The following is a 26,910-nucleotide window of genomic DNA, read 5'->3' as shown; positions in this document are numbered from 1 at the left end:
GTTAACCCTAGTTTCTGGCTTCCACCTGTCGGCGCAGCTTCTCTACTGCTTCCATCAGCTTGCGGATTTCCTGCTCCTGCTGGCTGTTCACTTGTTGCTGCTCGGCCAGTTGTTCGTCTTTTGCTTTGAGCTCGGCTTCCAGTTTTTGATTCAATCCCTGAATGGCAGCCAGGGCAACGCCGCCTTCATCAATATCGGTGATGCGGCGCTCATCTTCTCCTACTTTGAAGGCCGCATAAAAATCCTGCGCGGCGGGGCCGATGTGGCGGATGCCGGCGCTCTGCGACTTGTAATTCCAGGTCGCGATGGGCAACTGCAAAACCTCGGCCAGCACTTGCGTCGCATCAACGCCGGCAAAGTGCTCTTTCATGTTGCGGTCGCTGAGAGAAGACCATGAGCCGCCGCCGGGCTCAAGCACCACGCCAGAGCTAAGAGCAGGATTGCTGTAAAAGACCACCCCACCAGAGCTTCTTGCTACGAATTGGTTCGGGCCAGTGGGCCTGACATCGGTGCTGCTGGAATCGTCTCCCCAGACGAAGGTCCCTGCATCCCCACGGGTGCTGGCATGGTGGCCGGCAGCAAAGCTATAGTTACCGCCAGCGCTGTTGGAGCCTCCACCAGCAACAAATGCACCTTCACCATTGGCGCTGTTGCCGACCCCGCCGGCAATGGTTGAGCCCTGTCCAATGGCGGCATTTTGCGAGCCCCCGCAGATGGCGGCATGGATTCCCATGGCGTTGTTACTTTGTCCGCCACTGACGGTCCCCGATGCACCGTTGACCATGTTGTTCAGCCCGCCGCTCACGGTGCCAAACTTAGCGGTCACGCTATTCCCCGCGCCGGCTTCGCCGCCGCCCGCGATGGTGGCACCTATGGCTCCATCAGTAACCGCATTGCCGCTGAAGCCGGCAATCAGGTTGGGTGTAAAACTGTTGCTGCTGCCAGAATCAAATTGCGGCTCGATGCGCAGGGCCCGGTTCCCTCCCACACGAATTTCAAATGCGTTGTTGTCGCTGGTTCCGAGATAATCTTTGCAAGGCGAAGCGGTACAGGTGATGCCTGCGTTGCCGCCAATCAACCACGTGCCGCCGGTTGGTGCTGTGGTGGTCGTTCCGACAGTATTCAATACACGACCGTTCGCGGCGTTGCCAGGATTGGTTGGGGCCGGCGTCTTGGGTGCATCAGGCAGGGAGTTGGAACGATAAACAATTTGGTATAGCACGGAACCATCGAGGCCCTGGGCTGTGGGCGAGGTTTGCTGCCACACGAGCTCCGGCCGCAGGCCGGCAACCTGGGTCTGCGAGAGCAAAGGTAACACCAGAAGTATGACGGCGAAAAATACAAGAATCGCTGCAGAACGTTGCAGATACATGGGAGCCTCCATTGTTGCCAAGAAAAGATATTAACAGAGGATGTTTTCGCTAGATTGTAGCTCTTCTTTACAAAAAGTAATCAGGTTTGTTCCTATACTTAAAGATTGTTTATTTCTGCATTAATGATGCATTCTTACCGGCTTCCCTCCCATGCTTGAAGTGCTGTTAGTATCAATCATTAAACTTGGTGCCGTTTGAGGAAGAAGCTTTTTGGAGAGGAAATTTGAACCTAAATCAGAAAACTATGCTGGCTGATGCCGGCCAGCAAGCCCGGGGTGCGCCGGCGGCAGAGCCTCTTGCTCCTGATGCCAATCAAAATCCGGTCCGTGACGCAATTGCCGCCTGGTTGAATGAGACGATTTTCCTCTGCCTTTGCCTGATCTCCATCCTTGCTCCTCATGAGACGCAGTGGGCCTTCATCGTCTTTCTGGTGGCACTCCCGGTTTGGGTTATACGGCTGGGGCTAGTCAGAAAGTTCGAGCAACAGCCGTTCCTGCTGCCTTCGCTGCTCTTTCTAACGCTTGCCGCAGTTGCAACCGCACTCTCCTATGCCCCAACCCTGAGCCGGGCACGGTTGGGCTGGTTCACCTTGATCATCCTGGCGGTGGTTGTAGCCCAGAACATAAGCAGCGTGAAGCAAGTCAAGATCCTGACTTGTCTGCTTCTGGCTTCAACTATGGTCAGTGTGGCACGAACGGGATGGCAATACGTCCACGGAATCGGCACGGAGCTGGTCACAATTTCTCCGGATACGAACCTGTACCAGCGTGGGCTGCGGTCGGGAGACATCGTGCAATCCATCAACGGACATCCCACACGAACTCCGCAACAATGGAGTGCAGCGCTCAAAGCCACACAGGCAGACAAAACACTCTCGCTCCGCATTGCCCGCAATGCGCCTCTGGTAATTTTTAATGTGCAAGTTGATGGAAATGACCTTCAACAGTGGTTGAGCCAACCTGGCAACATTCCAAAACGCGGACGTCCACCGCGCGCGCAAGGCCACTTTTATCACTACATCCCCTATGCCGGCATGCTGCTGCAGGTTGGCTTGCTGACCTTTGGACTGCTGGTTTCGAGTTGGAAAGAACGGACCGCGGCCCGGTGGATTCTAGCTGTGATTTTTCTTGGGACTTCCGCGGCGTTGCTCGCGACCGTGACCCGGACCTATATGGCTGCCCTGCTGCTGGGATGCGCGTTTGTGTTTTGGGTAATGTTCAAACGGATTCGTATGGCCGCCCTGATCGCACTGGTTTTGGCCTTCATTGTGGGCACGGTCTGGATCCAAAGAGAACGAAACATGGGATGGCTGGCACTGGGAGATGCGGGAAGCGAGTTCCGTTGGCTCATGTGGAAAGATGCGCCCCGGCTGGTTGCGGAGCATCCCGTGTTTGGCGTGGGACCCGACAGCGAACTGGTGTATGGCGAACAATGGAACCTTGCCGCTTTTAAGAAATTTCCGCTGCGCAGCCATTTTCACTCTACGTTTATCGAATTAGCAGTGGATTGTGGATTGCCTTGCCTGGCTGTATGGGTGTGGCTCATGATTGCCTACCTGCTTTTTCTGGCACGCTCGTGGAAACAAGTGCAGCATGGCGAGTGGTTCGCGCGTGGTGTCTTTTTGGGAATATTTGGGGCTGTGGTTGCATTCGTGATGAGTTCTTTTGTTCATTACACCCTGGGCGATGGTGAAGTCATGCTCCTGATCTGGTTGTTCATGGGAATTGCAATCGCCCTGGTGCGAGTGCTTGACCTCAGCCAACAGCAGCGGACAGAAACCCCATGAGTGCTCAATCTGAAGTTCTATCGCAAAAGAGCGCCGGCGAAACTGCCCCCCAACAGAGAGCGCTGTGGCCGCTTCTCTTCGTATTGCTAACCACTGGAGTTGTAGCTGCACGGTTGTTTCGTCTGGTCAACCGCTATGCGGTCAATATTTTTTTCTGGGACCAATGGGACTTTAACAATGCCACTCTTTTTGAAAAACATTCGTTCTGGGAGATGTTCCGCTGGCAGCATGGGCCGCACCGCCAGGGCGTTGGCGCACTCGTTTCGTGGCTTTTTGAACCGATGTTCCACTGGAATAGCCGGGCAGAGGCCTTTCTCGCCTGTGCAATCTTTGTGCTGGCGGCGTTGCTGGCGCTGTACTTGAAAAAGCGCCTTTATGGACCGGTTACTTATTTCGACGCCGTGATTCCTCTCATCTTCCTTACACCTTTGGAATACGAGACCCTCTTTGGCACCACGAACCTGGCGCATGGGCCGCTTCCTATTCTGCTGCTGGTCATCTATTGCATAGGATGGACGCTGCCGCGTCCGCTCACGCGATACGCATGGATTCTGGTCACCAACTTCCTTCTCATTTACACCGGATTCGGAATTTTCATTGGGCTGATCACGCCTCTTTTACTCGTCCTTGATTACTGGCGACATAAACGCACCGGTGTTCCAGGCCCCACCGCCGTTGTTTCGCTTGTGGCGATTCTGATCGCTGTGGGTTCATTTTTTTCTTTCTTCATTGGTTACAAGTTTGACCCCGCAGCAGCATGCTTCAAACCTTTTTCCGAGCCGATGATGCAGTATGTGCACTATGCAGGCCTGATGTTTGTGAATTTCACCGGGATCAAAGGATCTGGTGTAATTCCAACCCTCATCGGCAGCATGATTTTGGTTTGGAGTGGTGTAGCACTGGTGGCTGCATTGGCAGGGGTTCTGTCGAGAAAAGAAGAAAGCGGAGCGCAAAACCTGGTGGGCGCTGCTTTGCTTATCTTTTCCCTGCTGTTTTGCGCCAATACGGCTTTGGGACGGCTTTGCATGGGCTTGTTGACCGCGCAAAGCTCACGTTATGTCTCTTATCTGATTCCCGCATTTCTCGGAATATATTTTTCCTGTCTCGCATACAGCAGCAAAAGTTTTAAAACAGTTGGAACCATCGTCATTTTAGTGATTGCCGTGAGCGCGGCTGTGCCGGTGCGCATCGGTGACCGATCTATGATGGCCCAATATCACAATGTTAAGGACAGTTGGAGAAGTTGTTATCTGCAGCACCACGATATTCAGCAATGCGATAGCTTGACGGGGGTCAAAGTTTATCCGTCGCCCGAAGCCACGCATCTGAAGGAGAAGCTGGATTTTCTGGAAGAGAAAAAGTTGAACCTATACGCCACACGGGATTAGAATCTGTAACCTGTTGAACCCAGCTCGACCGGGAGCCCACTCTTATGACCATCTTCGATACCTCACGCCGCGACTTTTTGCGCAATCTTTTGTTCGGAACAGCGGCTCTGGCAACCACTGGACTTGATCTTCGTGCCCAGGAAGCGCTGGCACAAAACAAAGGCCGCAAGCTGGGCGTGGCGTTGCTCGGGCTGGGCAAATATTCCTCAGGCCAACTTGGGCCCGCTTTGCGTGAGACCAAGCTGTGCTACCTGGCCGGCGTAATTACCGGCCATCCAGAAAAGGGCGAGCAGTGGGCGGCAACCTATAACTTGAACAAGAAGAACATCTACAGCTACGACAATATGGAGCAGATTGCGCACAATCCAGATATTGATATTGTCTACGTTGTGACGCCGCCAGCGTTGCATCCTGAATATACCGTCCGAGTCGCAAAGGCGGGCAAGCACGTGATCTCGGAAAAACCGATGGCTACATCTGTCGAAGGCTGCGACCGGATGATTGCCGCTTGCAAGAAGGCGAAGGTTAAGTTGGCGGTTGGATACCGGCTGCATTACGACCTCTATCACAAAGAGATGATGCGGCTGGCGAAAGAACAGGACTTTGGTCCTTTCATGAAAATGACGGGCGACCGCGGATTCATTTTTGGCCAACGCGCGTGGCGAATTGATAAGAAGCTGGCGGGAGGCGGTCCGATGATGGACCTCGGCATCTACATTGTGCATGGAGCATGCATGGCCGCCAATGGAGTTGCGCCTGTCTCCGTAACCGCGCACGAGGAACCGAAGACCAAGCCCGAACTATTCAATGAAGTGGAAGAGACCATCCGTTGGACGATGGAATTCCCCAATGGCGCAAAATGCGATGCGGTCACAAGTTTCAATCACTCCGCCGATCAATTCCGCATTGAAGGCGCAAAGGGCTGGATGGAATTTAAGCAACATGCATTTACCTACCGCGGCATCGTGGCCGAAACCAGCCGCGGACCGCTGAATTTCACTCCCATCAATCAGCAGGCCGCCCATATGGATGACTTTGCCGATTGCATCCTCACCGGGCGCGAAACTCCCGTCGGAGGAGAGATGGGACGGCGCGATATACAGATCATCAGCGCCATCTATGAAGCTGCGCGCACGGGGAAACCAGTAAAGGTGAAGGCGTAGGTTGGTGCCCATCAATAAACTTGAATCTGAATCTCCTAACGCCTCTTCCAGCCATGCGGCCCAATCTTCCAGTGTTCTAAGAAAAACCTTGCGCAGGCCGATCGTTATTGCACTGGTGGCGCTGGCACTGCGCCTGCTGGTCATGACGGCCGAGCACACGTATAAAACCAGTCCTGACCAGGAAAGCTTTGGCTTGGGTTGGGAGACGGGCAGGATTGCCTACTCGGTTGCGACCGGCCAGGGTTTTAGCTCTCCGTTCCATGGGAACACCGGGCCCACGGCGTGGGTTGCGCCGCTGTATCCATATTTGGTGGCTGGTGTGTTCAAGATCTTCGGAATTTACAGCTATCAATCCGCGTGGGTCCTGCTCGCGATCAACAGTTTATTTTCGGCCCTGACTTGCCTGACGATTTATTCCATCGCAAAGGAGACTCTCGGCGAGAAAACAGCTTTATGGTCGGCATGGTTGTGGGCGGTGCTGCCCTACTCCATGTATTTTGCCATTCGCTGGGTGTGGGAGACGAGCTTTTCCGCTTTCCTGTTGAGTGTAGTTTTTTTGTTGACGCTGCGGCTGAAAAATTCCGACGGCCTGAAAACGTGGGTGCTCTTCGGGCTTACCTGGGGGGCGATTGCACTTAGCAATCCTTCGCTGCTGTCGCTGCTGCCTTTCGCGTTGGCGTGGGCATGTTATCAACGTCTTCGTGAACACAAAAAATGGATGGGCCCGGCGGCATTAGCAATTGTCATCTTCGTGCTCTGCGTGACACCGTGGATGATCCGCAACTATGAGGTGTTTGGCAGGTTCGTGTTCATTCGCAGCAATTTTGGCGCAGAGCTGCGGCTTGGCAACTATGAAGATGCTGACGGTTTATGGAAGTGGCAACGGCATCCCAGTCAGAACGCAGCCGAGTTTGCTGCGTATCAGGGGATGGGCGAGATTGCCTATGCGCATGAGCGCGGACATGAGGCTATGGAGTTTATCCGGTCGCATCCGGCGATGTTTGCGACGCTTTCGCTGAAACGCGCCTACTATTTCTGGTTTGGCACACCACGGACATCTGGCACTCCCGGGCTGTCGCGCAGTCGCTATATCTTCTTTTTGCTCTCAACGGTGCTGGCGTTTGGAGGATTGTGGCTGGTGATCCGGCAGAAAAAACCGGGTGCGTTCTTGTATGCGATGCTGCTTTTGGTGTATCCGGCGGTTTATTACATTACGTTCCCGCATCCGCGATACCGGCACCCGATTGAGCCGGAGATGATGATACTGGGGGTCTGGTTCGTGATAGAGGTTTGGAGATCCGTTGCAGTTAAGTCCCAATGAAATGTTTTCACCGCTGGGGTTAGCGCTTGTTCACCACAGAGACACCGAGTTCTATCCCCTGCGTACAACCAATCCAGCAATAAGATAAGCCGCGGCGGCGCAGACCAGAACTGCATTCAAGCCGGAACTCATGGCAACCACCATAGCCACGACTGATCCAAGCACACTCGATCCGGCGTTCATGGCCCACGCCCATTCAATAATATTTTCCGAAGAGCTGGCGTGGTTCTCGCCAGAAGCAGATATTTTTTCGCTAAGAGCACGCAGTCCGGTGGGAAAGGGCATTCCCATAATGAATCCCAGGGGAATAAGAGCAGCGCAGCTCAGGACCAATCTTATTGCGAACGGCAGTCCTACATACTGAGTGAGCAGGCCAGGCAGAACGAACATATAAATGAGAACGGCGGCGGCAATCGCAATTAATGCCAGCCTGACCCGCGCGGTCTGCGAGAACCAGCGGCGGGAGACCAGGCTCCCAATGCCACTCGAGAGCAGCATGCAGAAGACAACCACGGTCATGGCGTAGGTGGGATGGCCGAGAAAAACCACGAAGCGCTGGATGAGCGCAATTTCAACCATGATGTAACCCAGACCAATGGCGACAAAATACATCAGCGCGAGCAGATGACGGCTGGGTTTACCGGAGACCAGCAGCAGGGGCAGTACGAGAAAAGCCAGCACCGCTACGGTGGAAAGCCCGATCAAGAAAGCAAGCACCAGGATGCCCATGTTGTTCTTCCACGCTTGCCGGCCGCGCGAGCTGTGCAGAAGCTGGCCCAACGCCACAGTGGGCTTGAGGGTAAAGAAGAAAAAGGGCGAGTTATCGTAAACCGGCGCGACATTAAAAGGATACTGGTCGGAAAACCTGGAGGCATCGTTGCCTTGGATCAGCGCCGCATACGCACCTGCTCCGGTTGCCGCGTGCGCCAGCTCCGGCTTCCCCGGCATATAGAGCAGCAGGAGCGTGGGATGGCTTTGCAGATATTGTTCCACAGCCTGCAGTTCGGCTGGAGAGAACGGGCTTTTTTTAGCGAATACGGCGACGGCCTGTCCATCCTGGTCGAGGCCGCCTTCGGCAATAATCATCAAGTGTGCTGCGGGATTTGCTATCCCGAGAGCGTGCAGCGTTTCCATATCCTGCGCGACGATACGCAAGGCCTCGCGGGGTTGGGCGAAATCCCAACGGGTGACCACCAGCATTCCATCCGGCTTCAGGTGGGCAAAATAATCGTGGAACGCTTCCATGGTGTAGAGCGAGTTTTCACTCAAGGCCAATGCGCCGGCGGCGGTTGAGGCCCAGGTATCCACCTTGGTCATCTGCACGATGTCGTATTGCTCAGTGCTGCTGCGAAGCCAGGCGCGTCCGTCGGCAACATGGACGTGAACTTGAGGGAGCTGATAAAGATGGTGGCTGTATTCCGCATAAGCGCCGCCCATGATCAAATTGGCAATAATGGGATTGATTTCAACGGCGGTCACGCTGGGACTTCCTCCGCTGACGGCACGCAGCACGTCAACTCCACCGCCGGGGCCGATGATGGCGTAAGCCCCGTGGGGACGCAACACGCTGACCACGGAGGGCGCGGCTTCGGTGTCCCAGGTTTTCTGCCACGCATCTTCAGTGTCGCTTGCATCGGTATCCATTAAGGCGGTGTAAGCATCGCCGTCAATCTGGATGCCTTTGCCCTGCTCGTCGGGAAAAACTTCAACCCGCGACAACGCGTTCCAGCGCACAAACTCAACCTTAGGATTGCGGCGCACTCCCTTCGAGTAAACAATATCGAGCACTCTCTCGCCGCGATTGACGGCCAGCAGTAGAACAAAAACCATGCCCAAAACCAGCGCGACGAGTTTAGCGCTGCGCCTTTGCGCCCACAACGATGCCGCCAAAGCCATCACCAGAGCGGAGACCAGCACGGCATTGGGGGCACCAATCACGTTTAAGAGCGGCACCGCCGCCATGCAGGCCAGCGCGCCACCGAGCAGGTCTGCGCCGTAGAGCCGGGAGACCGGGCGAGGTGCGCGGGCAAAGACGACTGAAAGCAGAACTCCATTTAAGAAGAACACGAAGGCGGCAGCTAAATAGATCACCGTCAATCGCAAGACCGTTCCAGGTGTAATGCGCAAAGAAATGCGGGCGTGCAAGATGATTTCCAGCACGACCAGCGTGGCGATGGCATTCAACACGGAAAGCACGCAACCCAGCCGCGAGAGAGAATATTGCGCCAGACGCGCTTTCTTTAGATATGCCGTGACGCCGCCTGCGCCCAGTCCCAACAAGGCGACAGAGATCGCCAAAAAAGCAAAGTGATAGAAGAGCACGACAGAAAACAACCGGGTCAAGGCCAGCTCCAAAAGAAGCATGGCAAAGCTGACTGTGGCGACGCCAAGAAGGACGTGCGAGCGCGACCAGAATGAACCGTTCACCGCGGAATTGCCTGCAGTCGTCTTTGAAGTCATCTCGGAAACTTCAGCTTGTTTATTTTGGGTTTGTTGGTTTTGCGGCTTTGTTTGCATTGTTCGTATGATTGAATCGGCAGAACGCTTGATTGATGAAGGACGTGTTATTCTACCATTCAATTTTGGACCGAATATAATTCACTGCCTTGAAGAGCTGCTTTGAGTGCAAACGACAGCAAGCCTGCAGATATTCAGCATGCCGCGAGCCGATCAGGCCGGTTGCTAAGATTTATCTGTTCTCCCACAACTATCTTTGTTGTAGCGCTTCTGGTGCGCGTTGTGGATTTCAGCCTTCGTCCCTGGTTTTCTGCCACGCAATCGAACCATCTTTTCTTTGCTTATGAAATTGGCGAGGTTGCGCAATCCATTGTTGAAGGCCATGGCTTCAGCTCTCCGTTCGGAGTCGCCACCGGACCAACGGCGTGGTATACGCCGGTGTACCCCCTGCTTCTCGCCGGCGTCTTCAAGGTTTTTGGCGTGTACAGCCCGATTTCGGCATGGGTAATCACTGCCGTGAACAGTTTGTTTGCCGCCCTGACCGCGGTTGTGATGGTTGGTATTGGAAAAGAAACGGTCGGCATAAAATCGGGGATCATAGCTGCATGGCTTTGGGCGCTGCTGCCCTACGCCGTGCAATGGTCGGTACGGTGGGTATGGGACACAAGTTTTTCCGCATTGCTGGTGGCCGCGGTGGTGTATGCCACGCTCCGTGTGCGACGCGAGCCGCGCATCGGTCACTTTTTACTTCTGGGTCTGCTTTGGGGGTTGGTTGCCAATAGTAATCCGACACTGCTGAGCTTCTTGCCGGTTTCTCTGTTATGGATTTGGTGGCGGCAGCGATCTTTCCCTTCAATCAAAACCGGGCTTGTTTCGGTACTCGCGCTGATTGTTCTGGGATGCGTGCCCTGGGTCGCGAGAAATTACATCACCATGCACTACCTTGGCCTGCGCAGCAATTTTGGGGAAGAGCTGTATTTAGGAAATCAGCCCGGCGCAGATGGATTGATCGTGCAAGGGAAGCACCCCATATGGAACAGTGCTGAACTCAACAAATATCAACGGATGGGCGAGATTCCTTACATTGCTGAGAAGCGCCGGTTGGCGGTGGAATTTATACGAAGTCATCCGGGAACATTTGCCGCGATAAGCCTTAAACGAATTGCTTACTTCTGGTGTGGCGCGCCGGATGACCCCAGGGTCCATCCTTCGAACGTAGTTGTGCGGACGACATTTTTGTTCATGATGGCGCTGCTGGGCTTCTGGGGTTGCGTGCACGCAATCCGCAAGAAAGTGCCGGGAGGATGGCTCCTGCTTTCGGTCCTGATCTTCTACCCTCTTATCTTCTATATTACGCACACGCATGTGCGCTACCGGCATCCGGTGGATCCGATATTGTTCCTGGGCGCGGTGTATCTATTTCTGTCTCATAGTGGGGAGAAGTCTTCGGTGTTGAGACCGGGTCAGAAATAGAGGACCATTTCACCACATTGATATCACTCTGATATCAAACACTTCATTCTGCGAAGATTGTGGGTCATAATTGGCTGACGGCATTCAGAATGCCCGTTGGTACGAGATCTTTGAAAAAACATAGAGCAGTGCTCAGAAAAATCGGCGCATAGGGTGAGCGTTGATCTTTAAAAATTGGCCCATTTGAGACCACCGCCAGACACTACCTGCTAGTACACTAGTTTTCTGGCGTATGTCATTGATGGCCTGGGACTTAGCTGCTATACCGCCTCTTTCAGCAAGTGGGGTGGGGGTACGACCGAAAACAGCTCCCGGCTCTCAGTTTCAAGCTCCAGGAAAGCGCCTGAGGGCTCCTCGTTGCGTCCTTAAGCCGGATTTACCGCACCGGCGGCGCTACGCTTGCGTTGGGATGGGCTTTCAGATATTGCTTGCGGGTTTCGGCGTAGGTTTGGTCGGTAATGTGGAAGACGACCATGGCGTCTCCGGGAAGCGTCTGATTCTGATATTTCATCAGTCCAATGCACGTGGGCTCCTGCTTGGTCAGAAAGTTTGCCGAGACTACTGCCCACTGCGGGAGTTCCGCTCCCGGGTTATCGCATTTCCAAGGCTTTGCTTGCGGAATGTAGGTGGCCGGTGACAGTGGGGTCCAGCCATCAACGTAGATGGTCTGGATATGATGTTGGGTCACAAAGTCTGCAACCGCAGGGAGGGTTTGTCCCCAGTCGAGGTTCGAATCGGTGGTGATCTCCTGTTTGGGTGTGCCTAAGCGGAAATCATTGTAGTAGGAGATGTAGTGCGGAAACGCCGCGATCGCAGTGACCAAACAGGAAAATACAAGGAGAGCAACCGCGGCGAAGGCAAACTTTTGTTTTTGTGGAGAGACGACCGCACTCAATTGCGGTATCATCAGTGCCAGCAACACAACCAGGATAGAAAGCGGAACCGAAATATGCCGCACACCGATGTTGAGCCGGGCACGCATGGCGGCGGCGAGGAATACCAGAAAAAATGACATTAACGCACGTATGCGGACTCGGTTGATGTAGCTGGAATGCAGGGCCGTGGTTTTCTCCTGGTTTAAATGTTCCCGCCTTAGCTGCAGTGGGGTAAGAATTGCGAGAAGCAAGAGCAGCAGCACTTCGCCGGGGGCGAGCTTAAAAAAAGCAACTACCGGAAAGTAATACCACACGCCGTGGCCATGGAGCTTTCCCAGCAGATACACCGGCCGGGTCAGGCCGGCATTCAGATATCCGATGCCCCCCAAATAAAGCCAGAGCGGTTGCAGTGGTTTTTCCCAACCGGGATGCCGCGAGACAAAATAGGCCGTCGAGGCAAGAATGCGCTCCGGCGGACGGGCCGCGGAGACATAAGCATTGCGGGCATTCAAGATCTCGCGCGGCGAGCTATGAAAACAGGTGAGCCAGTAAACACCGCCGGTGAGCAGAAGAGTCAATACTCCGGCGGCCGCCAGGTAAGAGAAAGCCTTGCCGTTGCTGCGCGATGACGGCCCTTCCGGCCCTGGTGTGCTGTGACGATCTTTCGCCGCGCTAAACCACATCCATGCTACCAACAACACTATCGATGGTGCGATCAACAAAGCAGAAAACTTGGAAAGCAGTGCCGCAGCGGCAGCTAATGATAATTGAAGGAGAGAGGCGAAGCCGGGCCGCACCCATAACTTCGCGGTCAGCCAGGCGGTCAAAAGGCAAAAAAACGCCAGCCCCATGTCGGTGATGACCAAAGATCCATAACCGATGTAAAAAGGCGAGGTGGCAAATACTGCCAGACTCAACAGCGCCCCCCACATACCGGCGAGGGCGCGGGCCATAAGGTAAACCGCCAACCCGAAGCAGAGGGTTAGAAAGATCATGGGCAGGCGCGCAAGAAAAACAATGTGTGCCGGGTCGCGGTTCCATTCACTGAAGAAGCGCTTGCCGAAGGTCCATTGGCAATCGAGCCCGCCGGCGCCGCACCATGAGTGATCGTTATAATTCGCATGCACATCGGAGAACAGCAACGGAACGGCCGCGATGACTTTCAGCAAGGGCGGATGCTCAAGGTTAAGGCGGGTGTCCTGCTTTTGCAGATAGCTGAGCCCGGAGGGGATATGGACCACCTCATCATAGGTTGGCGACTGCTGCCGGGAGCTGGCAAGAGAGAGCACGGCCATCAACAAAAGCAACAAAGAGACAAGTGCGTATTCCCATTTGTGCTTTGATAGCGCGCCAAGAACCATCCTTGATCGTTCCCTTCTGCCTGTTGGTAGTAAGAATCAGGTTAACAGAAACAGTTCTCGGTTCTCAGTTCTCAGGAATACTTGGCTGGTTCTGCCGAGAAGCTGCTGAACATCCCCAGACGCAAAACGCGGACGTTAACGTCGGGGGCCTTAGATGATGTATAGATTACCCTCTTTCCAAAGTTTGATTTCCAGTGCAATATAGAGCATCCCCCATCTAATGCCAGATCGCGGTTTCCTACGCCCGCTCGCTGGTTAGAGCCAATGAAGGAGCAATTTTTCATGAAAAACGTATTTATCACACTTTTGACTGCGCTCACCGTTGCGGGAACAACGCTATTGCTGGCCCAAACCCAACCCACACCGACGGCCCCAACCACCAACCAGAAGGTGATCAAGGACCCGGTTGAGTACAACTCCTATATTGCAGCCCTCAATACACAGGATCCTGCTGCCAAGGGGGCTGCCTTTGAGGCTTTCATAAGCCAGTATCCCAACAGCGTGGTGAAGATTGATGCGCTGGAGCAAGCCATGGCCGCTTACCAGGCGGCCAATAACCAGGAGAAGGTGGAAGCCATTGCGAAGCAACTTCTGGGGATGAACCCTGATAATGTTCGTGCCCTGGCCATCCTTACTGTGCTTGACCGTTTTCATGCCACCCAGGGAAAACAAGCAGCGCTCCAGGAAGGTTGCGCTTATGCGCAAAAGGGGCTGCTGGCGCTGCCGGTGTGGCCGAAACCGGATGGCCTCTCCGACCCTGATTTTGAGACGTTGCGCAAGCAAATGTCCACGATTTTTGATGGAGCTGCCGGCTTTTGTGCGCTTCAAGCCAAGGACTATGCTACGGCGCGCACGAATTACCTGAAATCGTTTCAGATTGATCCCTCCAACATGCAGGATATCTATCAGCTCGGCATTTCCGATATGTTGATGAACCCGATGGATTTAAACGGCTTCTGGTATTTGGCCAAGGCCATCAATATCGCCACAGCACGGAACAACGCCCAGGCAGCCCAAGGTATTACCACTTATGCGAAATCCTCATACCGCCACTACCATGGCAGCGAAGACGGCTGGGACCAGTTCGTGGCGGCTGCGGCAAATCAGACGGCCCCGCCAACCCCGATTGGGATCACGCCCAAGCCCACCAACTGTGACATCGCCGCCGACGCGGTTGCGAAAAACAAAGTCGAAGAGCTTTCCTTCAGCGACTGGGAATTTATTCTCGCGCAACGCGATTGTGGCCCCCAGGGAAAGGATGCCGCCGACAAAGTCTGGCAGGGCATCCAGGCCAAGCAAAAAGACGGCGAGGCCAGGCTCAGAATTCCCGCGATGGTCATCTCTGCCACCAAGGACAGTCTCGACGTAGCTATTACGGATGAGAACCAGCAGAGCAAAAAGGCCGACATGCACGTGGTGATGCAAAAACCCATGCTTCACACCCCTGCGGTTGGTTCCATGGCCGACGTGATCGGGGTCATCTCCAGCTATACGCTCAACCCATTCATTTTCACCATGGAGAAGGGTACGCTGCCTGCTCCTGACCCTGCACCGCAGAAATAGCAGAATCAGCCGGAGATATTAGGCGGCCACCTAAGACGCTACCACTGCGCGCAACAGCTAACCGAACTTTTGAGCTTACGTCCAACCCAGAGAGAAACTCTTATGTTGCGAGCCGCCGTTGTTGTTGCTGCTGCTCTCCTGTGCACCTGCCTGGCAGACGCACATGCCGCCAGCCGAGACCGTGTTGACTTGACGCTCGATATCTCCGAAGCAGAAGCGGTCCTCGCAATCGTTGACAAGAGCGCTGCACACCAACTGGTTACTGATGACGACTGGAAGCGGTTGTTCACCAGTGAACCTTACACGCGCTTGAAGAAACGCGAAGCGTCGTTCCGCAGGGACTTCACCGATGAGGATTTTAAGAAGTTCGTTCTCTCCGATCACCTGGTGGCGACGCGTTCAGACTTGCACAAGACGCTGGCAGAATGGAAGAAAGCTGACCTGGCAGCCGTGGCCGAGCGTCCACTCGCCTATCTTCCCCCCGAAGCAAAGATTCGCGCCAAGGTCTATCCGGTGATCAAGCCAAAAACGAACAGTTTTGTCTTCGAAGCCGCCACCGATCCCGCCATCTTTCTTTATCTCGATCCGGCAATCCCCCAGCGGCAGTTCGAGAACACGGTCGCTCACGAGCTCCACCACATTGGACTCGCGAGTCTGGCTGCAGCCTACGAAGAGCGCATCAAGACCCTTTCCCCTGAGGCGCACAAAGTAGCCCAGTGGATGGGAGCTTTCGGGGAAGGAATGGCAATGCTGGCCGCAGCCGGATCGCTCGACGTCTCTCCCGTGGCTGACTTTCCGCAAACCGATCAGACGTGCTGGCAACAGGAAACAAAGAACGCCGACAATGAGTTGGACCAGATCAATCAGTTCTTTCTCGACATCATCCACGGTGACTATAAGAACCTGGAAGCCGCAGATCACGAAGCCTATACGTTCTTTGGTTTCCGCGGCCCGTGGTATGTCGTCGGCTATCAGATGGCGACGACGATTGAAAAGCAGTTCGGGCGCGCGGCTTTGGTTGAAACTCTGAAAGACCCACGCGCCTTCGTGCTCAAGTACAACCAGGCGGCGATCCGCGCCAGAAGTGGCGTCAAACTAACGATGTTCAGCCCAGAGATCTTCGCTGCTGTTGGCATGAAGGCAGAAGCAGGTGGCGCGGGCGAACCTCAATGAGCGCGGCCGGTCAAAATAGTGCGCCATACGGACGCAGATTAGCTTCGGTCCCGCTTGCGGGCACCTGAAAAATCTGTGAAAATCCCGCTTACCGATTCTTCCCTGCTTCGTCTATGATAGTTTGACTTAACCTTTATGCCTTCCTAGATATTTAAAGTGGCGCTTCGTATCGGCGCTACCGACCCCGTTAAATAGGATCAAAGCTTTCAACTTCAGTTAAGGAGAACCCGGATGTTGCAAACGTTTTTGAAGACCATAGGCGCAGCGGCTTTGCTATGCTTTGCCGCCTCGCTGGGAGCAAGCGCCCAGACCGTGGATGAAATCATTGCCAAGAACATCCAGGCACACGGCGGGATGGAGAAGCTCAAATCGGTGCAGACCATGCGCACCAGCGGAAAATATGTTTCCGGCAGCTTCCGGGCGGCTTTCGTACAGGAGAACAAGCGGCCGGGTAAGGTGCGCGAAGAGAACATTATTCAGGGCACCGCTGAGGTGCAGGCCTATGACGGCAAGACGGGGTGGGAGGTTTCTCCTTTTGAAGGCCGCAAAGATGCGCAACTGCTCTCGGAAGACGATTTGAAATCACTTATCGATGATGCCGACATAGACGGCCAACTTGTGGACTACAAGGAAAAGGGCCATCAAGCCGAATTGGTTGGCCATGATCCCGTCGAGGGCACCGACTGCTACAAGATCAAACTGACGCTGAAAAATGGCACCGTCCGTTACTACTATCTGGATACTGACTCCTACCTGGAGCTGAAGATTGAAACCCAGCGCATGATTCGCGGCGCGATCCAGGAGACCGAGATCTATTTCGGCGATTACGAGGAGGTCAACGGCATCTACTTCCCGTTTGCCTTTGAAGGCGGAGAAAAAGGCGACCCCAACCGCACCAAATATACCGTAGACAAAATCGAAATCAATCTGCCGCTTGATGATGGCCGTTTTGCTCTGCCGGCAGCTCCGGCCAAAACAGCAGCCAGGAGTGGAGCAGGAAATTGATCGTGTCTGCTCGAACTTTGGAAACATGTGGGCAGGATGCCCACATGAGAGCCGGCGAGACGCCGGCGCTACTCTGCCAGGGTCCCTGGCATGCAAAAAAGATTAGAAATTTTGAGAGTGAGGGTCTATTGGCAATGAACAGATTTAAAGTGTGTCCCGCGATCTTGGTGGCGATCCTGTGCGGATTGCTCTCCGTTTCTCTGAATGCGCAAGATGCGAAAGAAGCCGCGAAATTCGATTCCGATACCATCTCGGGCCTGGGAGCGCGCAATATCGGCTCGGCAGTGATGAGCGGACGCGTGTCGGCCTTGACGGCAGTGAAGGAAGATGGACGGCTCACGGTTTACATCGGCGCAGCCAGCGGTGGCATATGGAAATCGGTCAACGGCGGAACGACGTACAAGCCGGTGTTTGACAAGCAGCCGGTGCAATCCATTGGCGCAATTGCCGTTGACCCGTCGGCCCCCAAGACCCTCTGGGTAGGCACGGGAGAAGCATGGACGCGCAACAGCGTTTCCATCGGGGATGGCATCTACAAATCCACCGACGGCGGCGAAAACTGGACCAACATGGGCCTCAAGAATTCTGAACGCATCAGCAAGATCGTTGTTGATCCCAAAGATGGCAACACGGTTTACGCCTGCGTGCCCGGCAAGCTGTGGAGCGATAGCGACGACCGCGGGCTCTACAAGACCTCGGATGGCGGCAAAAGCTGGACGAAGGTCCTTAAAGGCGTGAACGCCTCGACCGGCTGCTCGATGATCTCCATGGATTCACGTGATTCTAAAACTCTCTACGCCGGCCTGTGGGACTTTCGGCGCAAAGGCTGGACCTTCCGCTCGGGTGGCGAAAATGCCACGGCATTCAGCGGCAGCGGATTTTTTAAGACCACCGACGGCGGAGCAACCTGGGCCGAGCTGGATGAAAAAAGCGCGCCCGGACTTCCCCCCAAACCCTGGGGACGCATTGCAGTCACCGTGGCCCCTTCCAATCCTAAAGTGGTGTATGCCCTGATTGAATCCAATCGCAGCGCGTTGTTCCGCTCCGATGATGGCGGCAAGACCTGGCAGGAGCGCGACCGCAGCCAGATGATGGTGTGGCGTCCGTTTTACTTTGCCAGTCTCACCATAGATCCCAAGGACGAAAACAAGATTTATAAGACCGATCTCAAGCTCATCCAGAGCACCGATGGCGGTGTGAGTTTCAGCGTGATCTCAGCCTCTGCCCATGGTGACTTTCATGCGGTATGGATCGATCCCGACGACCCCAATCACGTCATCACCGGTGACGACGGCGGCGTGTGGTACTCCTATGACAGCGGCAATAAATGGTGGAAGGCCTACAACCTGCCCATCGCGCAGTTCTACCACGTGAGCGTGGACACAAAAGATCCCTATCAAGTGTATGGCGGCTTGCAGGACAACAGCGCCTGGGTTGGCGACTCAGAGTATCCGGGAGGAATCAGCAACAGCCGTTGGGAAAATCTCTACGGCGGCGATGGCTTTTGGACGTTTTCCGACCCCTCTGACCCCGACTATGCCTACGCAGAATACCAGGGCGGAGAAATTGGACGAATCAACCGCAAGACGCTGGATACACGCAACATCAAACCTCAGCCCAACTACGGCGAAGGCAAGCTGCGTTTCAACTGGAACACGCCCATCCATATGAGTCCTAATGAAAAGGGCACGATTTATATCGGGGCGCAGTTTCTCTTCCGCTCCCGCGATCACGGGCAAACCTGGGACCGCATCTCGCCTGACCTCACGACCAACGATCGCGAAAAGCAGAAGCAGGAAGAATCGGGCGGCATCACCGTAGATAACTCCGCCGCCGAGATGCACACCACCATCTATTCCATCAGCGAGTCTCCGCGCAACGGGCAGATTATCTGGGTGGGGACCGACGACGGCAACGTCCAAGTCACGAGCGATGGAGGCAAAAGCTGGAACAACGTGGTAGGCAATGTGCCAGGCTTGCCCAAGGCTTCCTGGGCCACGTGGGTCGAGGCCAGCCGTTTCGATGAAGCTACGGCCTACGCGGTTTTCGACCGGCATACGTTTGGTGATATGGATCCTTATGTCTTCAAAACCACGGACTTCGGCAAGACGTGGACACCCATCATCACCAAAGACAGCGGTGTGCGCGGCTATGCGCACGTAATAAAAGAAGACACAGCCTCTCCTAATTTGCTCTTCGCCGGCACCGAGTTCGGCCTCTGGGTCTCGCTCGACGGCGGCAAGCAGTGGGCGCAATACAAAGGCGGCGACTTTCCCAATGTTGCGGTGCGCGACATTGTGGTCCAGCCGCGCGAATCTGACCTCGTGCTGGCAACGCATGGCCGGGGAATCTGGGTCATTGACGACATTACACCCCTGCGCAAACTTACCCCCGAAGTGTTGGCCCAGGATGCAGGCTTCCTGGAAGGCAAACCCACGCAACAGCGGCTCGATACGGGCGGCGGCTGGCCCGAGGGGAGCGCGACCTTTGTAGGCAAGAACCCGCCGAATGCGGCTGAGATCACCTACTATCAGAAAAAGCGGCACATCTTCGGAAAAATGAAGATTGAAATCTTCGACCAGCAGGGCAAGCTGGTGGATACCGTTCCCGCCAACAGTCGGCGCGGCATCAGCCGGGTGCAATGGGTGATGCGGCTCAAAGCGCCCAAAGTTCCTCCGGCGGCCAGCGTCGCATTTGAAGCCAGTGAGGGGCCCAGGGTATTGCCCGGAACTTATACCGTGAAAATGACACGGGGCAAAGATACCTACACCACTCAGCTTACGGTTTCGCTTGATGCACGCGCCAACTACAACACAGAAGACCGCAAGCTGCAGTTCGACACCACCATGCGAATCTATAACCTGCTGGGTGACATGAGCTATGACGTGGAGCGCATCAACAGCGTGCGCACCGCTCTCACCGACCGCGCCAGCAAACTGAATGTCAGCGACGCCCTGCGCAAGCGGCTGGACCAGGCTGCGGCAAAGGCCGACGAGATTCGCAGGAAGATCGTGGCCACCAAAGAAGGCGGTGCAATCACTGGCGAAGAACGCATCCGCGAAAAAACAACGCAGCTCTATGGCGATGTCGCCTATTACGAGGGCCGGCCAACCGATTATCAGGTGGCGCGCGTTGATTCCCTGAAACACGAGCTCGACGATGTGGTCAAAGAATTCGACGCCTTCACCAATAAGGAGCTGGCAGAGGTGAATAAATCGCTTGGCGGCAAAAAACTCGATGGCATCACGCCGCTCACCCGCGAAGATTGGGAAAAGGCCAGCAGTGATTCTGATGCAGGCGGCGCCAGCAGCAGCATAAGCGAGAGGTGGGAGCGAGATTAGAGCTCATCTTGAATTCCCCTCAAATAACCAAGTTTTTCAAGTTGATCTGGGGAAAGTGTTGCCGTGCTCATAATGCAAGGTAAGTCATTTATTTTCAATAGATAAACCGGCGCGCCTTCTTCCCGGCACGGCTTCAGGCGGTCAGAACCTCTGATTTTCTGCTAGAGTAAAGGGGAGCGGATTTAATACTCCTCTAACATTTAGACCCTATCATCGGGTCGTGACCCAGCCACATGAAGCGCGCGTCTCTCGAAAGTCCTAACTATTACCTCAACGCAGAAGCCTCGTGGCTGCGCTTCAATCGCCGTGTGCTGGAAGAGGCCGAGGACGAGAGCAATCCCCTCCTGGAACGCGTCAAATTTCTAGCCATTACGGCCAGCAACCTGGATGAGTTCTTTGAAGTCCGCGTCGCCGGACTGCTGCAACGTATAGAAGATGGTTACACCGATCCGGGACTGGATGGACTGAGTCCAACGGCAGAGCGCGACCTGATCGCGAAAGAGACCCAGGAATTTGCCCGCCGCCAGCATGAATGCTGGAATGTAAAACTGCTTCCGGCGCTGGCGCGCGAAGGAATTCGCGTGCTGGGATTGCCTGAACTGACACCCAAAGCGCGGGCCTATGTTGAAGAATACTGCGAGCGTGAACTTGATCCGCTGCTGACGCCGGTCACGATTGATCCGGCGCATCCCTTTCCCCGCGTCATCAACAAGGCGCTCTGCCTGGCGTTCCTGCTGAAGAGACGGCGGCGCGCTTCGGCGACCTACACCGGAGTGGTCACGGTGCCGCGGGCCTTGCCACGGCTGATTCACCTGCCCAACGGCGACTCCAACGACTTCGTATTTCTTGCCGACCTGGTGGCGTGGTACGCAACCAAGATGTACCGCGGCTATGACATTATTTCCGCCGCGGCGTTTCGCGTGACCCGCAACAGCAACCTGTATCTGCAGGAAGAAGATTCGCGCAATCTGCTGGAATCAGTGCGGACCGAACTGCACAACCGCCGTAAGGGCGCAGCGGTGCGTATGGAAATTGACGCGGACGCCGATCCCGAGATCATTGACCGCCTGCAAACTAACTTCGACCTCGATCCCTGGCAGATCTTCCGCACCGATGGACCGGTGAACCTCTCGCGCTTGTTCAACATTTACGAGCAATCGAACCGGCCAGACCTGAAGTTCAAGTCATATGTGCCGCGCGAACTTCATCTCAACGCCAAGTCGAGCGACATTTTTCAGGAGCTGCGGCAGCACGACATCTTGCTGCACCATCCTTTTGACAGCTTCCACGGAGTGGTCTCATTCATTGAAACCGCCGCCGAAGACCCGGACGTGCTTTCCATCAAGCAGACCCTTTATCGCACCAGCGAAGATTCACCCATCGTACTTGCGTTGATGGAAGCCGCCGCGAAGAAAGAGGTCACCGTCGTAGTCGAAGTGAAAGCGCGCTTCGACGAAGCTTCCAATATCCGCTGGGCGCGCAGCCTGGAAGACGCAGGCGTGCAGGTTTTTCACGGACTGGTGGGGCTCAAGACACATTGCAAGCTGGCACTGGTGGCGCGACGCGATCCGGATGGCATCACGCGGCGCTACGGGCACTTGGGTACGGGCAATTACAACTCGTCCACGGCGCGCCTCTACACCGATTTGAGTTTGCTCACCGCCGATGAAGATATCACCTCCGCCATGCACGGCGTCTTCAGCTTCCTGACTGCCTACGCTGAGCGCCCCAACTATTCACCCTTGATGGTTGCTCCGCTGGATTTTGCGCAAGGCTCACTCAACCTCATTGCCCGCGAGGCAGAGCACGCCCGCCAGGGGCGGCCGGCGCGCATTATCGCCAAGATGAACGGTCTGATGGATAAAACCATCATTCAGGCGCTCTATCGCGCTTCGCAGGCAGGCGTGGAAATTGACCTGATCGTGCGCGGCCGGTGCGCGCTGAAACCGGGAGTGCGGGGCGTGAGCGACCGAATCCGCGTGCGCAGCATTGTGGGCCGGTTCCTCGAGCATAGCCGCATCTACTGCTTCGCTAACGGAGGCGATGAGGAAATCTACCTGGGCAGCGCCGACTGGATGCCACGCAATCTGTATGGGCGCGTGGAAGTGCTGTTTCCCCTGAAAGATGCCATGCTGCGGCAACGAGTGCTGCACGAGATATTGGAAGTCTACCTGGAAGACCGTGTGAAGAGCAGAATACTGTTGCCCGATGGAGATTATGTTCCCATCCAGGGAAGCCGCAAAAAATCGCGCAAGAGCACTTTGTTGAACGGCGTTCTCGGCAGGACGGGAAAACTCAATGCACAGGAGTTCCTGATCGCGCTGGCGGAGGGCAAGCAAGCCACACAAAAACCAGTGCAACGTGAAAGCAGCCGCGCCCCTGTCAAGCAGGCTGCGGCGAAGAGCGAGCGCGGTGGCGGGGCCTCTTTATCTTCAGGAAAGGCTGCCACTAGATGATTATTTATTTTCTGCGGCATGCCAGCGCGGGCGAACACAAAACCGATCCTAAGAAAGATGAAAAACGGGCCCTGGACAAAGAAGGCATTGAGCAATGCAGCATGATCGGACGGGCGCTGGCTTCCATGAATGTTCACGTGGATCTGACGATCTCCAGCCCTTTGAAGCGGGCCGCGCAAACCGCGGCGCTGGTTTCCAATGAACTTGGATATGAAGGCAAGCTACAACTGAGCCCCAGTTTGAAGCCTGGAGCAGGAGTGGAAGAGTTCTATGAGTTGCTGCAGAAATATGCCGAGTATGAAGCGATTATGGTGGTTGGACATAATCCTAATTTGAGCGAGTTTCTGGGAAGGCTCATTGGACGGCGCTCGCCGTCACAAGTGGACCTTAAAAAAGGGGCAGTCGCCAAAGTGGACGCCGACTCCAAAGGCGGCACCCTGGAGTGGTGTATCACGCCGAAAATTGTGCGGGCCATTTGCGAGAGCAACTCTTCTAAGAAGTAGTTTTTTTCGCCGCGGATTTAGAAATCACCACAGAGAAAATTGAGTAACTGCGTAATTGTGCAATTCAATTGACATAAACGAGCTTTAGACGATTTTCAATTACACAATTACCCGATTACCCAATTTGCAAATGACTCAATGACTCGATGATTCAATTCTCTGTCTCTGTGATATCCCTTTTCCATCTCGAAATCTATGGAGCACGGGATGGGAGTCGAACCCATGTATAACGGCTTTGCAGGCCGCCGCGTTAAGCCACTTCGCCACCCGTGCCCAAAAATACAAAACCCACCAGCCAGATCATCTTCTGACGGTGGGTATGAATCAGGTGCTTGCTATTGATTTACTTGCCAGCCCTGCAATCCCTCGCGCCAGAAGAGTCGTGTGCGTAACACATACAGGCGCAACAAGCGTTTGCGTTCTTCTGTGCGGTAAAACTCATGATTCATAACCTAACATAAGGAAGGCGTAAGCCGCAACGTCCTGTTTCATTGCACTTCTCCTTCGTTCCATTCAACCGCTGGTAATTCCTGCTGCGCACGCAGATCGTGCCGCCTGAGCGCGCGCTCCTTCATCATCACAAAGAAAACCGGGACAAGGATGAGCACGTGGACCGTGGAAGTAATCATGCCTCCGACGATCGGCGCTGCGATGGGCTTCATCACGTCGGAACCGACTCCGCTCTCCCACAGGATCGGAACCAGGCTGGCGAGAACGGCGGTCACAGTCATCAGCTTGGGCCTCAGGCGCCGCACGGCCCCATGAATCGCGGCCTCTTCTATATCTTTGCGGGTGAGCGGGCGGCCTGAAGCCAGCCGTTGATCAAGCGCCTCGTGCAGATACACCACCATGACCACTCCAGTTTCCACAGCGATGCCGAACAGCGCGATATAGCCGACCCAGACGGCGACACTGAAGTTGTACCCTAGGATCCATTGCAGCAGCAGCCCACCACTGGCTGCGTAAACCGTAGGAAAGAGCAGCACCAAGGTCTCGGTCACGGAGTGAAAGATCATGTAAAGCAACAGGAAGATGGCGCAGAACACAACGGGCAGAATGAGTTTCAGGCGTTCGCGCGCGCGCAACTCAAATTGATATTCACCGGACCATTGGTAGGTGTATCCGGCGGGAAGCTTAAGCTTCGCGTTGAGCAGTTTGGCAGCTTCATCAACAAAGCCGCCATAATCTTTGGTATTGAGGTCGAGATAGACGTAGCCGGTAAGCTGGCCGTCTTCATCGCGAATCATAGCCGGCCCGCGAGAGAATGAAATTTTAGCGACCTGCGCGATAGGAATCTGCGCACCCGCGGGAGTTGCGATCAGGACCCGGCGCAGAGAATCCACGTCGTCACGGAAGTCCCGTTCGTAGCGAACATTGATGGGATAACGCTCTCGCCCTTCAACATTCTCCGCGATGTTTTCGCCCCCTATCCCGGAGGTGACCGCAAGCTGCACGTCTTGAATGGTCAAACCGTAACGTGCAGCCTCGGGGCGGTTGACTTCAACGTTGATGTAAAAGCCCTGCGAGACGCGTTCGGCGAAAACCGCGCGCGCCTTGGGATCGGAGGAAAGTATCTGCTCAACCTGCGCGCCCACCTGCTGGATGCCTTCGACCGTGGGGCCCTGGATTTTCATCCCTACTGGAGTTTTGATTCCGGTCAGCTCCATATCCAGACGATTTTCAATCGGCATGGTCCAGGTATTCGAGAGACCGGGAAATTGCAGTTTCTGGTCCATCTCTTGAAGCAGTTTTTCGTAGGTCATGCCCGGCCGCCATTGCCCGCGGGGTTTGAGTACGACGGTGGTGTCATACATGTCGAGAGGAGCATTGTCGGTGGAGCTGTCGGAGCGGCCCACTACGCCGAAAACAGACTGGACCTCGGGGAATGAACGAATGATGCGGTCTTGCTCCTGCAACAATGCAGTGGCCTGGGTCATGCCAATGCCGGGGAGCGAGGTAGGCATGTACAATGACGATCCTTCGTAGAGCGGCGGCATGAACTGGCTGCCGAGTTTCAGCGCCAGAGGGAAAGTTAACACTAGGAACAACAAATTCAACAGCAAAGTGGTTTTGCGATACTTCAGGCAAAATTGCAGTACGGGCAGATAGATTGCCTGGGAGATGCGGGCCAATGGGTTTTGTGATTCGGGTTTCAGTTTGCCACGAATCCACATCACCATGAGGATGGGCACCAGGGTAACCGCCAGCAAGGAAGAGAAACCGACGGCCAGAGTTTTCGTCCAGGCCAGCGGACGAAACATGCGGCCTTCCTGCGCCTCCAGCAGGAAAACCGGGAGAAATGACAGCACAATGATCAAGAGCGAGAAAAATAACGGCGGCCCAACTTGTTTGGCGGCGTGAATCAGAACACGGCGGCGCTCGGCTTCGGGCATCGCCGGGCCATTCGCGGGATGCTCGGAGAGGTGCCGGTGGCCGTTCTCCACCATGACGATGGCCGCATCAATGAGTACACCGATGGCCAGCGCCAGGCCTCCCAGTGACATGATGTTGGAGGTGACGTGGAGGAAATACATGGGAATGAACGCCATGGAAACAGCAAGCGGGAGCGTGATAATAGGAATGAGCGCGGAGCGGAAATGAAAGAGAAATGCAATACACACCAGGCTCACGATCACGGCTTCTTCCAGCAGGTCGCGTTGCAAAGTGCGGATGGAATCCTCAATCAATCCTGAGCGGTCATAGGCGGGGACGACTTCGACACCTGGGGGCAGAGAGCCTTTGATTTGCTGCAGCTTTTGTTTGATGCCGTTGATCACATTCAAGGCATTCATGCCGTCGCGCATCACCACGATGCCGCCCACGGTTTCACCTTCACCGTTCCATTCGGCCACCCCATCGCGTATATCCGGTCCGAAGGAGACGGATCCTAAATCCTTGACCAGCACAGGCGTACCATTCTTGCTGCTGATAGGGACGTTTTCTAAATCGGCAAGCGAATGGAAATAGCCCAAACCACGAACCATGTACTGCGTTCCGCTGAGTTCGAGGACCCGCCCGCCAACTTCGTTGGTGCTGCTCTTCACCTGGTCAATCACCTGCGAGAGCGAAACCCCATAGGCGAGTAATTTGTTGGGATCGAGCCTGACCTGGTACTGCTTCACGAATCCGCCAATGGTAGCGATTTCGGCAACGCCCGGAACAGTTTCAAGCTGATAACGAAGCTGCCACTCCTGCAGGCTGCGAAGGTCGGCCAGACTGCGTTGATGGCTGCGGTCTACAAGCGCGTATTCGAAGACCCAGCCTGCGCCGGTGGCGTCCGGGCCGATCACGGGATTCACGTTTGCCGGCAAGCGTCCGCGAATCTGCTGCAGATATTCCAGGACGCGAGAGCGCGCCCAGTAGAGGTCCGTGCCATCTTCAAAGACCACGAAAACGTAAGAGTCGCCAAACATGGTCTGGGCGCGCACCGCCTTCACGCGTGGCGCTGCCAGTAATGCCGTGACAATCGGGTACGTGACCTGGTCCTCGATGATGTTGGGAGGCTGGCCTTCCCATCGCGTGTGCAGGATGACCTGAGTGTCAGAAATATCAGGCAGAGCATCCAGAGGCACTTGCCGCAGCGACCAGATGCCGGCCATGACCAGCAAGAGGACACAGGTGAATACCAAGAATCTGTTTCTTGCACACCACTCAATGACGCGAGAGATCATG

Annotated in this window: 15 protein-coding genes and 1 tRNA gene; 11 read left to right on the top strand and 5 right to left on the bottom strand. The window is 55.1% G+C overall.

The genetic code is table 11. The annotated features are described in order from the left end of the window. Nucleotides 1-7: 7 nt before the first annotated feature. Nucleotides 8-1,372, bottom strand: coding sequence for a tail fiber domain-containing protein (locus VK738_03210; protein ID HTD21632.1), 1,365 nt, complete (start codon nt 1,370-1,372; stop codon nt 8-10). A 224-nt stretch (nt 1,373-1,596) separates the two neighbouring features. Here VK738_03210 and VK738_03205 point away from each other — a divergent pair, with 224 nt between their 5' ends. Genes VK738_03205 through VK738_03190 form a run of 4 tightly spaced genes read left to right on the top strand, consistent with a single transcriptional unit; the run spans nt 1,597 to nt 7,031 of the window. Further along, nucleotides 1,597-3,159: an O-antigen ligase family protein gene (locus VK738_03205; protein HTD21631.1), complete on the top strand. Its 1,563-nt coding sequence runs from the start codon at nt 1,597-1,599 to the stop codon at nt 3,157-3,159. After that, nucleotides 3,156-4,547 carry a hypothetical protein gene (locus VK738_03200; GenBank protein HTD21630.1) on the top strand — a complete coding sequence of 464 codons (1,392 nt, stop codon included), beginning with the start codon at nt 3,156-3,158 and terminating at the stop codon, nt 4,545-4,547. The genes VK738_03205 and VK738_03200 overlap by 4 nt, the downstream gene beginning before the upstream one ends. A gap of 44 nt (nt 4,548-4,591) precedes the next feature. Continuing rightward, on the top strand, nt 4,592-5,710 hold the full coding sequence (locus tag VK738_03195) for a Gfo/Idh/MocA family oxidoreductase (GenBank protein ID HTD21629.1): 1,119 nt from the start codon (nt 4,592-4,594) through the stop codon (nt 5,708-5,710). Nucleotides 5,711-5,714: 4 nt separating this feature from the next. Beyond that, on the top strand, nt 5,715-7,031 hold the full coding sequence (locus VK738_03190) for a glycosyltransferase family 39 protein (GenBank protein HTD21628.1): 1,317 nt from the start codon (nt 5,715-5,717) through the stop codon (nt 7,029-7,031). A gap of 51 nt (nt 7,032-7,082) precedes the next feature. Here VK738_03190 and VK738_03185 read toward each other — a convergent pair whose 3' ends face one another. Then, entirely contained in the window at nt 7,083-9,491 is a 2,409-nt protein-coding gene (locus VK738_03185) for a hypothetical protein (protein HTD21627.1), read from the bottom strand. 159 nt (nt 9,492-9,650) lie between these two features. Here VK738_03185 and VK738_03180 point away from each other — a divergent pair, with 159 nt between their 5' ends. Beyond that, on the top strand, nt 9,651-10,961 hold the full coding sequence (locus VK738_03180) for a glycosyltransferase family 39 protein (protein ID HTD21626.1): 1,311 nt from the start codon (nt 9,651-9,653) through the stop codon (nt 10,959-10,961). Nucleotides 10,962-11,337: 376 nt separating this feature from the next. Here VK738_03180 and VK738_03175 read toward each other — a convergent pair whose 3' ends face one another. After that, nucleotides 11,338-13,146: a glycosyltransferase family 39 protein gene (locus VK738_03175; protein ID HTD21625.1), complete on the bottom strand. Its 1,809-nt coding sequence runs from the start codon at nt 13,144-13,146 to the stop codon at nt 11,338-11,340. 333 nt (nt 13,147-13,479) lie between these two features. Between VK738_03175 and VK738_03170 the strand changes: the two genes are divergently transcribed. The 6 genes from VK738_03170 to sixA all read left to right on the top strand — a co-directional run bounded on the left by VK738_03170 (nt 13,480) and on the right by sixA (nt 23,238). Further along, complete coding sequence (locus VK738_03170; GenBank protein HTD21624.1) at nt 13,480-14,760, top strand: hypothetical protein; 1,281 nt, start codon at nt 13,480-13,482, stop codon at nt 14,758-14,760. Between the two features lie 102 nt (nt 14,761-14,862). Beyond that, nucleotides 14,863-15,933: a DUF5700 domain-containing putative Zn-dependent protease gene (locus VK738_03165; protein ID HTD21623.1), complete on the top strand. Its 1,071-nt coding sequence runs from the start codon at nt 14,863-14,865 to the stop codon at nt 15,931-15,933. Nucleotides 15,934-16,164: 231 nt separating this feature from the next. Continuing rightward, nucleotides 16,165-16,938, top strand: a complete 774-nt coding sequence (locus tag VK738_03160; GenBank protein ID HTD21622.1) for an outer membrane lipoprotein-sorting protein — start codon at nt 16,165-16,167, stop codon at nt 16,936-16,938. Nucleotides 16,939-17,072: 134 nt separating this feature from the next. Beyond that, nucleotides 17,073-20,279, top strand: a complete 3,207-nt coding sequence (locus VK738_03155) for a hypothetical protein (protein HTD21621.1) — start codon at nt 17,073-17,075, stop codon at nt 20,277-20,279. 233 nt (nt 20,280-20,512) lie between these two features. Next, nucleotides 20,513-22,735 (top strand): polyphosphate kinase 1, encoded by a 2,223-nt coding sequence (gene ppk1, locus VK738_03150; GenBank protein HTD21620.1) that lies wholly within the window; start codon nt 20,513-20,515, stop codon nt 22,733-22,735. Continuing rightward, a complete protein-coding gene (sixA, locus tag VK738_03145) occupies nt 22,732-23,238 on the top strand; it encodes a phosphohistidine phosphatase SixA (GenBank protein HTD21619.1) in 507 nt (168 codons plus the stop codon). The genes ppk1 and sixA overlap by 4 nt, the downstream gene beginning before the upstream one ends. 196 nt (nt 23,239-23,434) lie before the next feature. Here sixA and VK738_03140 read toward each other — a convergent pair. After that, nucleotides 23,435-23,511 (bottom strand) — tRNA-Cys (locus tag VK738_03140). 215 nt (nt 23,512-23,726) lie between these two features. Then, nucleotides 23,727-26,909, bottom strand: a complete 3,183-nt coding sequence (locus VK738_03135; protein HTD21618.1) for a CusA/CzcA family heavy metal efflux RND transporter — start codon at nt 26,907-26,909, stop codon at nt 23,727-23,729. Nucleotide 26,910: the final 1 nt, after the last annotated feature.

The organism is Terriglobales bacterium, assembly GCA_035487355.1.
Lineage (GTDB): Bacteria > Acidobacteriota > Terriglobia > Terriglobales > Acidobacteriaceae > QIAW01.
The sequence above is the reverse complement of the archived record's forward strand: the minus strand, read 5'-3'. Positions and strand labels throughout refer to the sequence as shown.

Bases quoted from the DNA above. Each gene is read 5' to 3' on its own strand.
- VK738_03210 (HTD21632.1), bottom strand. From the start codon at position 1,372: ATGTATCTGCAACGTTCTGCAGCGATTCTTGTATTTTTCGCCGTCATA.
- VK738_03200 (HTD21630.1), top strand. From the start codon at position 3,156: ATGAGTGCTCAATCTGAAGTTCTATCGCAAAAGAGCGCCGGCGAAACT.
- VK738_03195 (HTD21629.1), top strand. From the start codon at position 4,592: ATGACCATCTTCGATACCTCACGCCGCGACTTTTTGCGCAATCTTTTG.
- VK738_03185 (HTD21627.1), bottom strand. From the start codon at position 9,491: ATGACTTCAAAGACGACTGCAGGCAATTCCGCGGTGAACGGTTCATTC.
- VK738_03170 (HTD21624.1), top strand. From the start codon at position 13,480: ATGAAAAACGTATTTATCACACTTTTGACTGCGCTCACCGTTGCGGGA.
- VK738_03165 (HTD21623.1), top strand. From the start codon at position 14,863: ATGTTGCGAGCCGCCGTTGTTGTTGCTGCTGCTCTCCTGTGCACCTGC.
- VK738_03160 (HTD21622.1), top strand. From the start codon at position 16,165: ATGTTGCAAACGTTTTTGAAGACCATAGGCGCAGCGGCTTTGCTATGC.
- VK738_03155 (HTD21621.1), top strand. From the start codon at position 17,073: ATGAACAGATTTAAAGTGTGTCCCGCGATCTTGGTGGCGATCCTGTGC.
- ppk1 (HTD21620.1), top strand. From the start codon at position 20,513: ATGAAGCGCGCGTCTCTCGAAAGTCCTAACTATTACCTCAACGCAGAA.
- sixA (HTD21619.1), top strand. From the start codon at position 22,732: ATGATTATTTATTTTCTGCGGCATGCCAGCGCGGGCGAACACAAAACC.
- VK738_03135 (HTD21618.1), bottom strand. From the start codon at position 26,909: ATGATCTCTCGCGTCATTGAGTGGTGTGCAAGAAACAGATTCTTGGTA.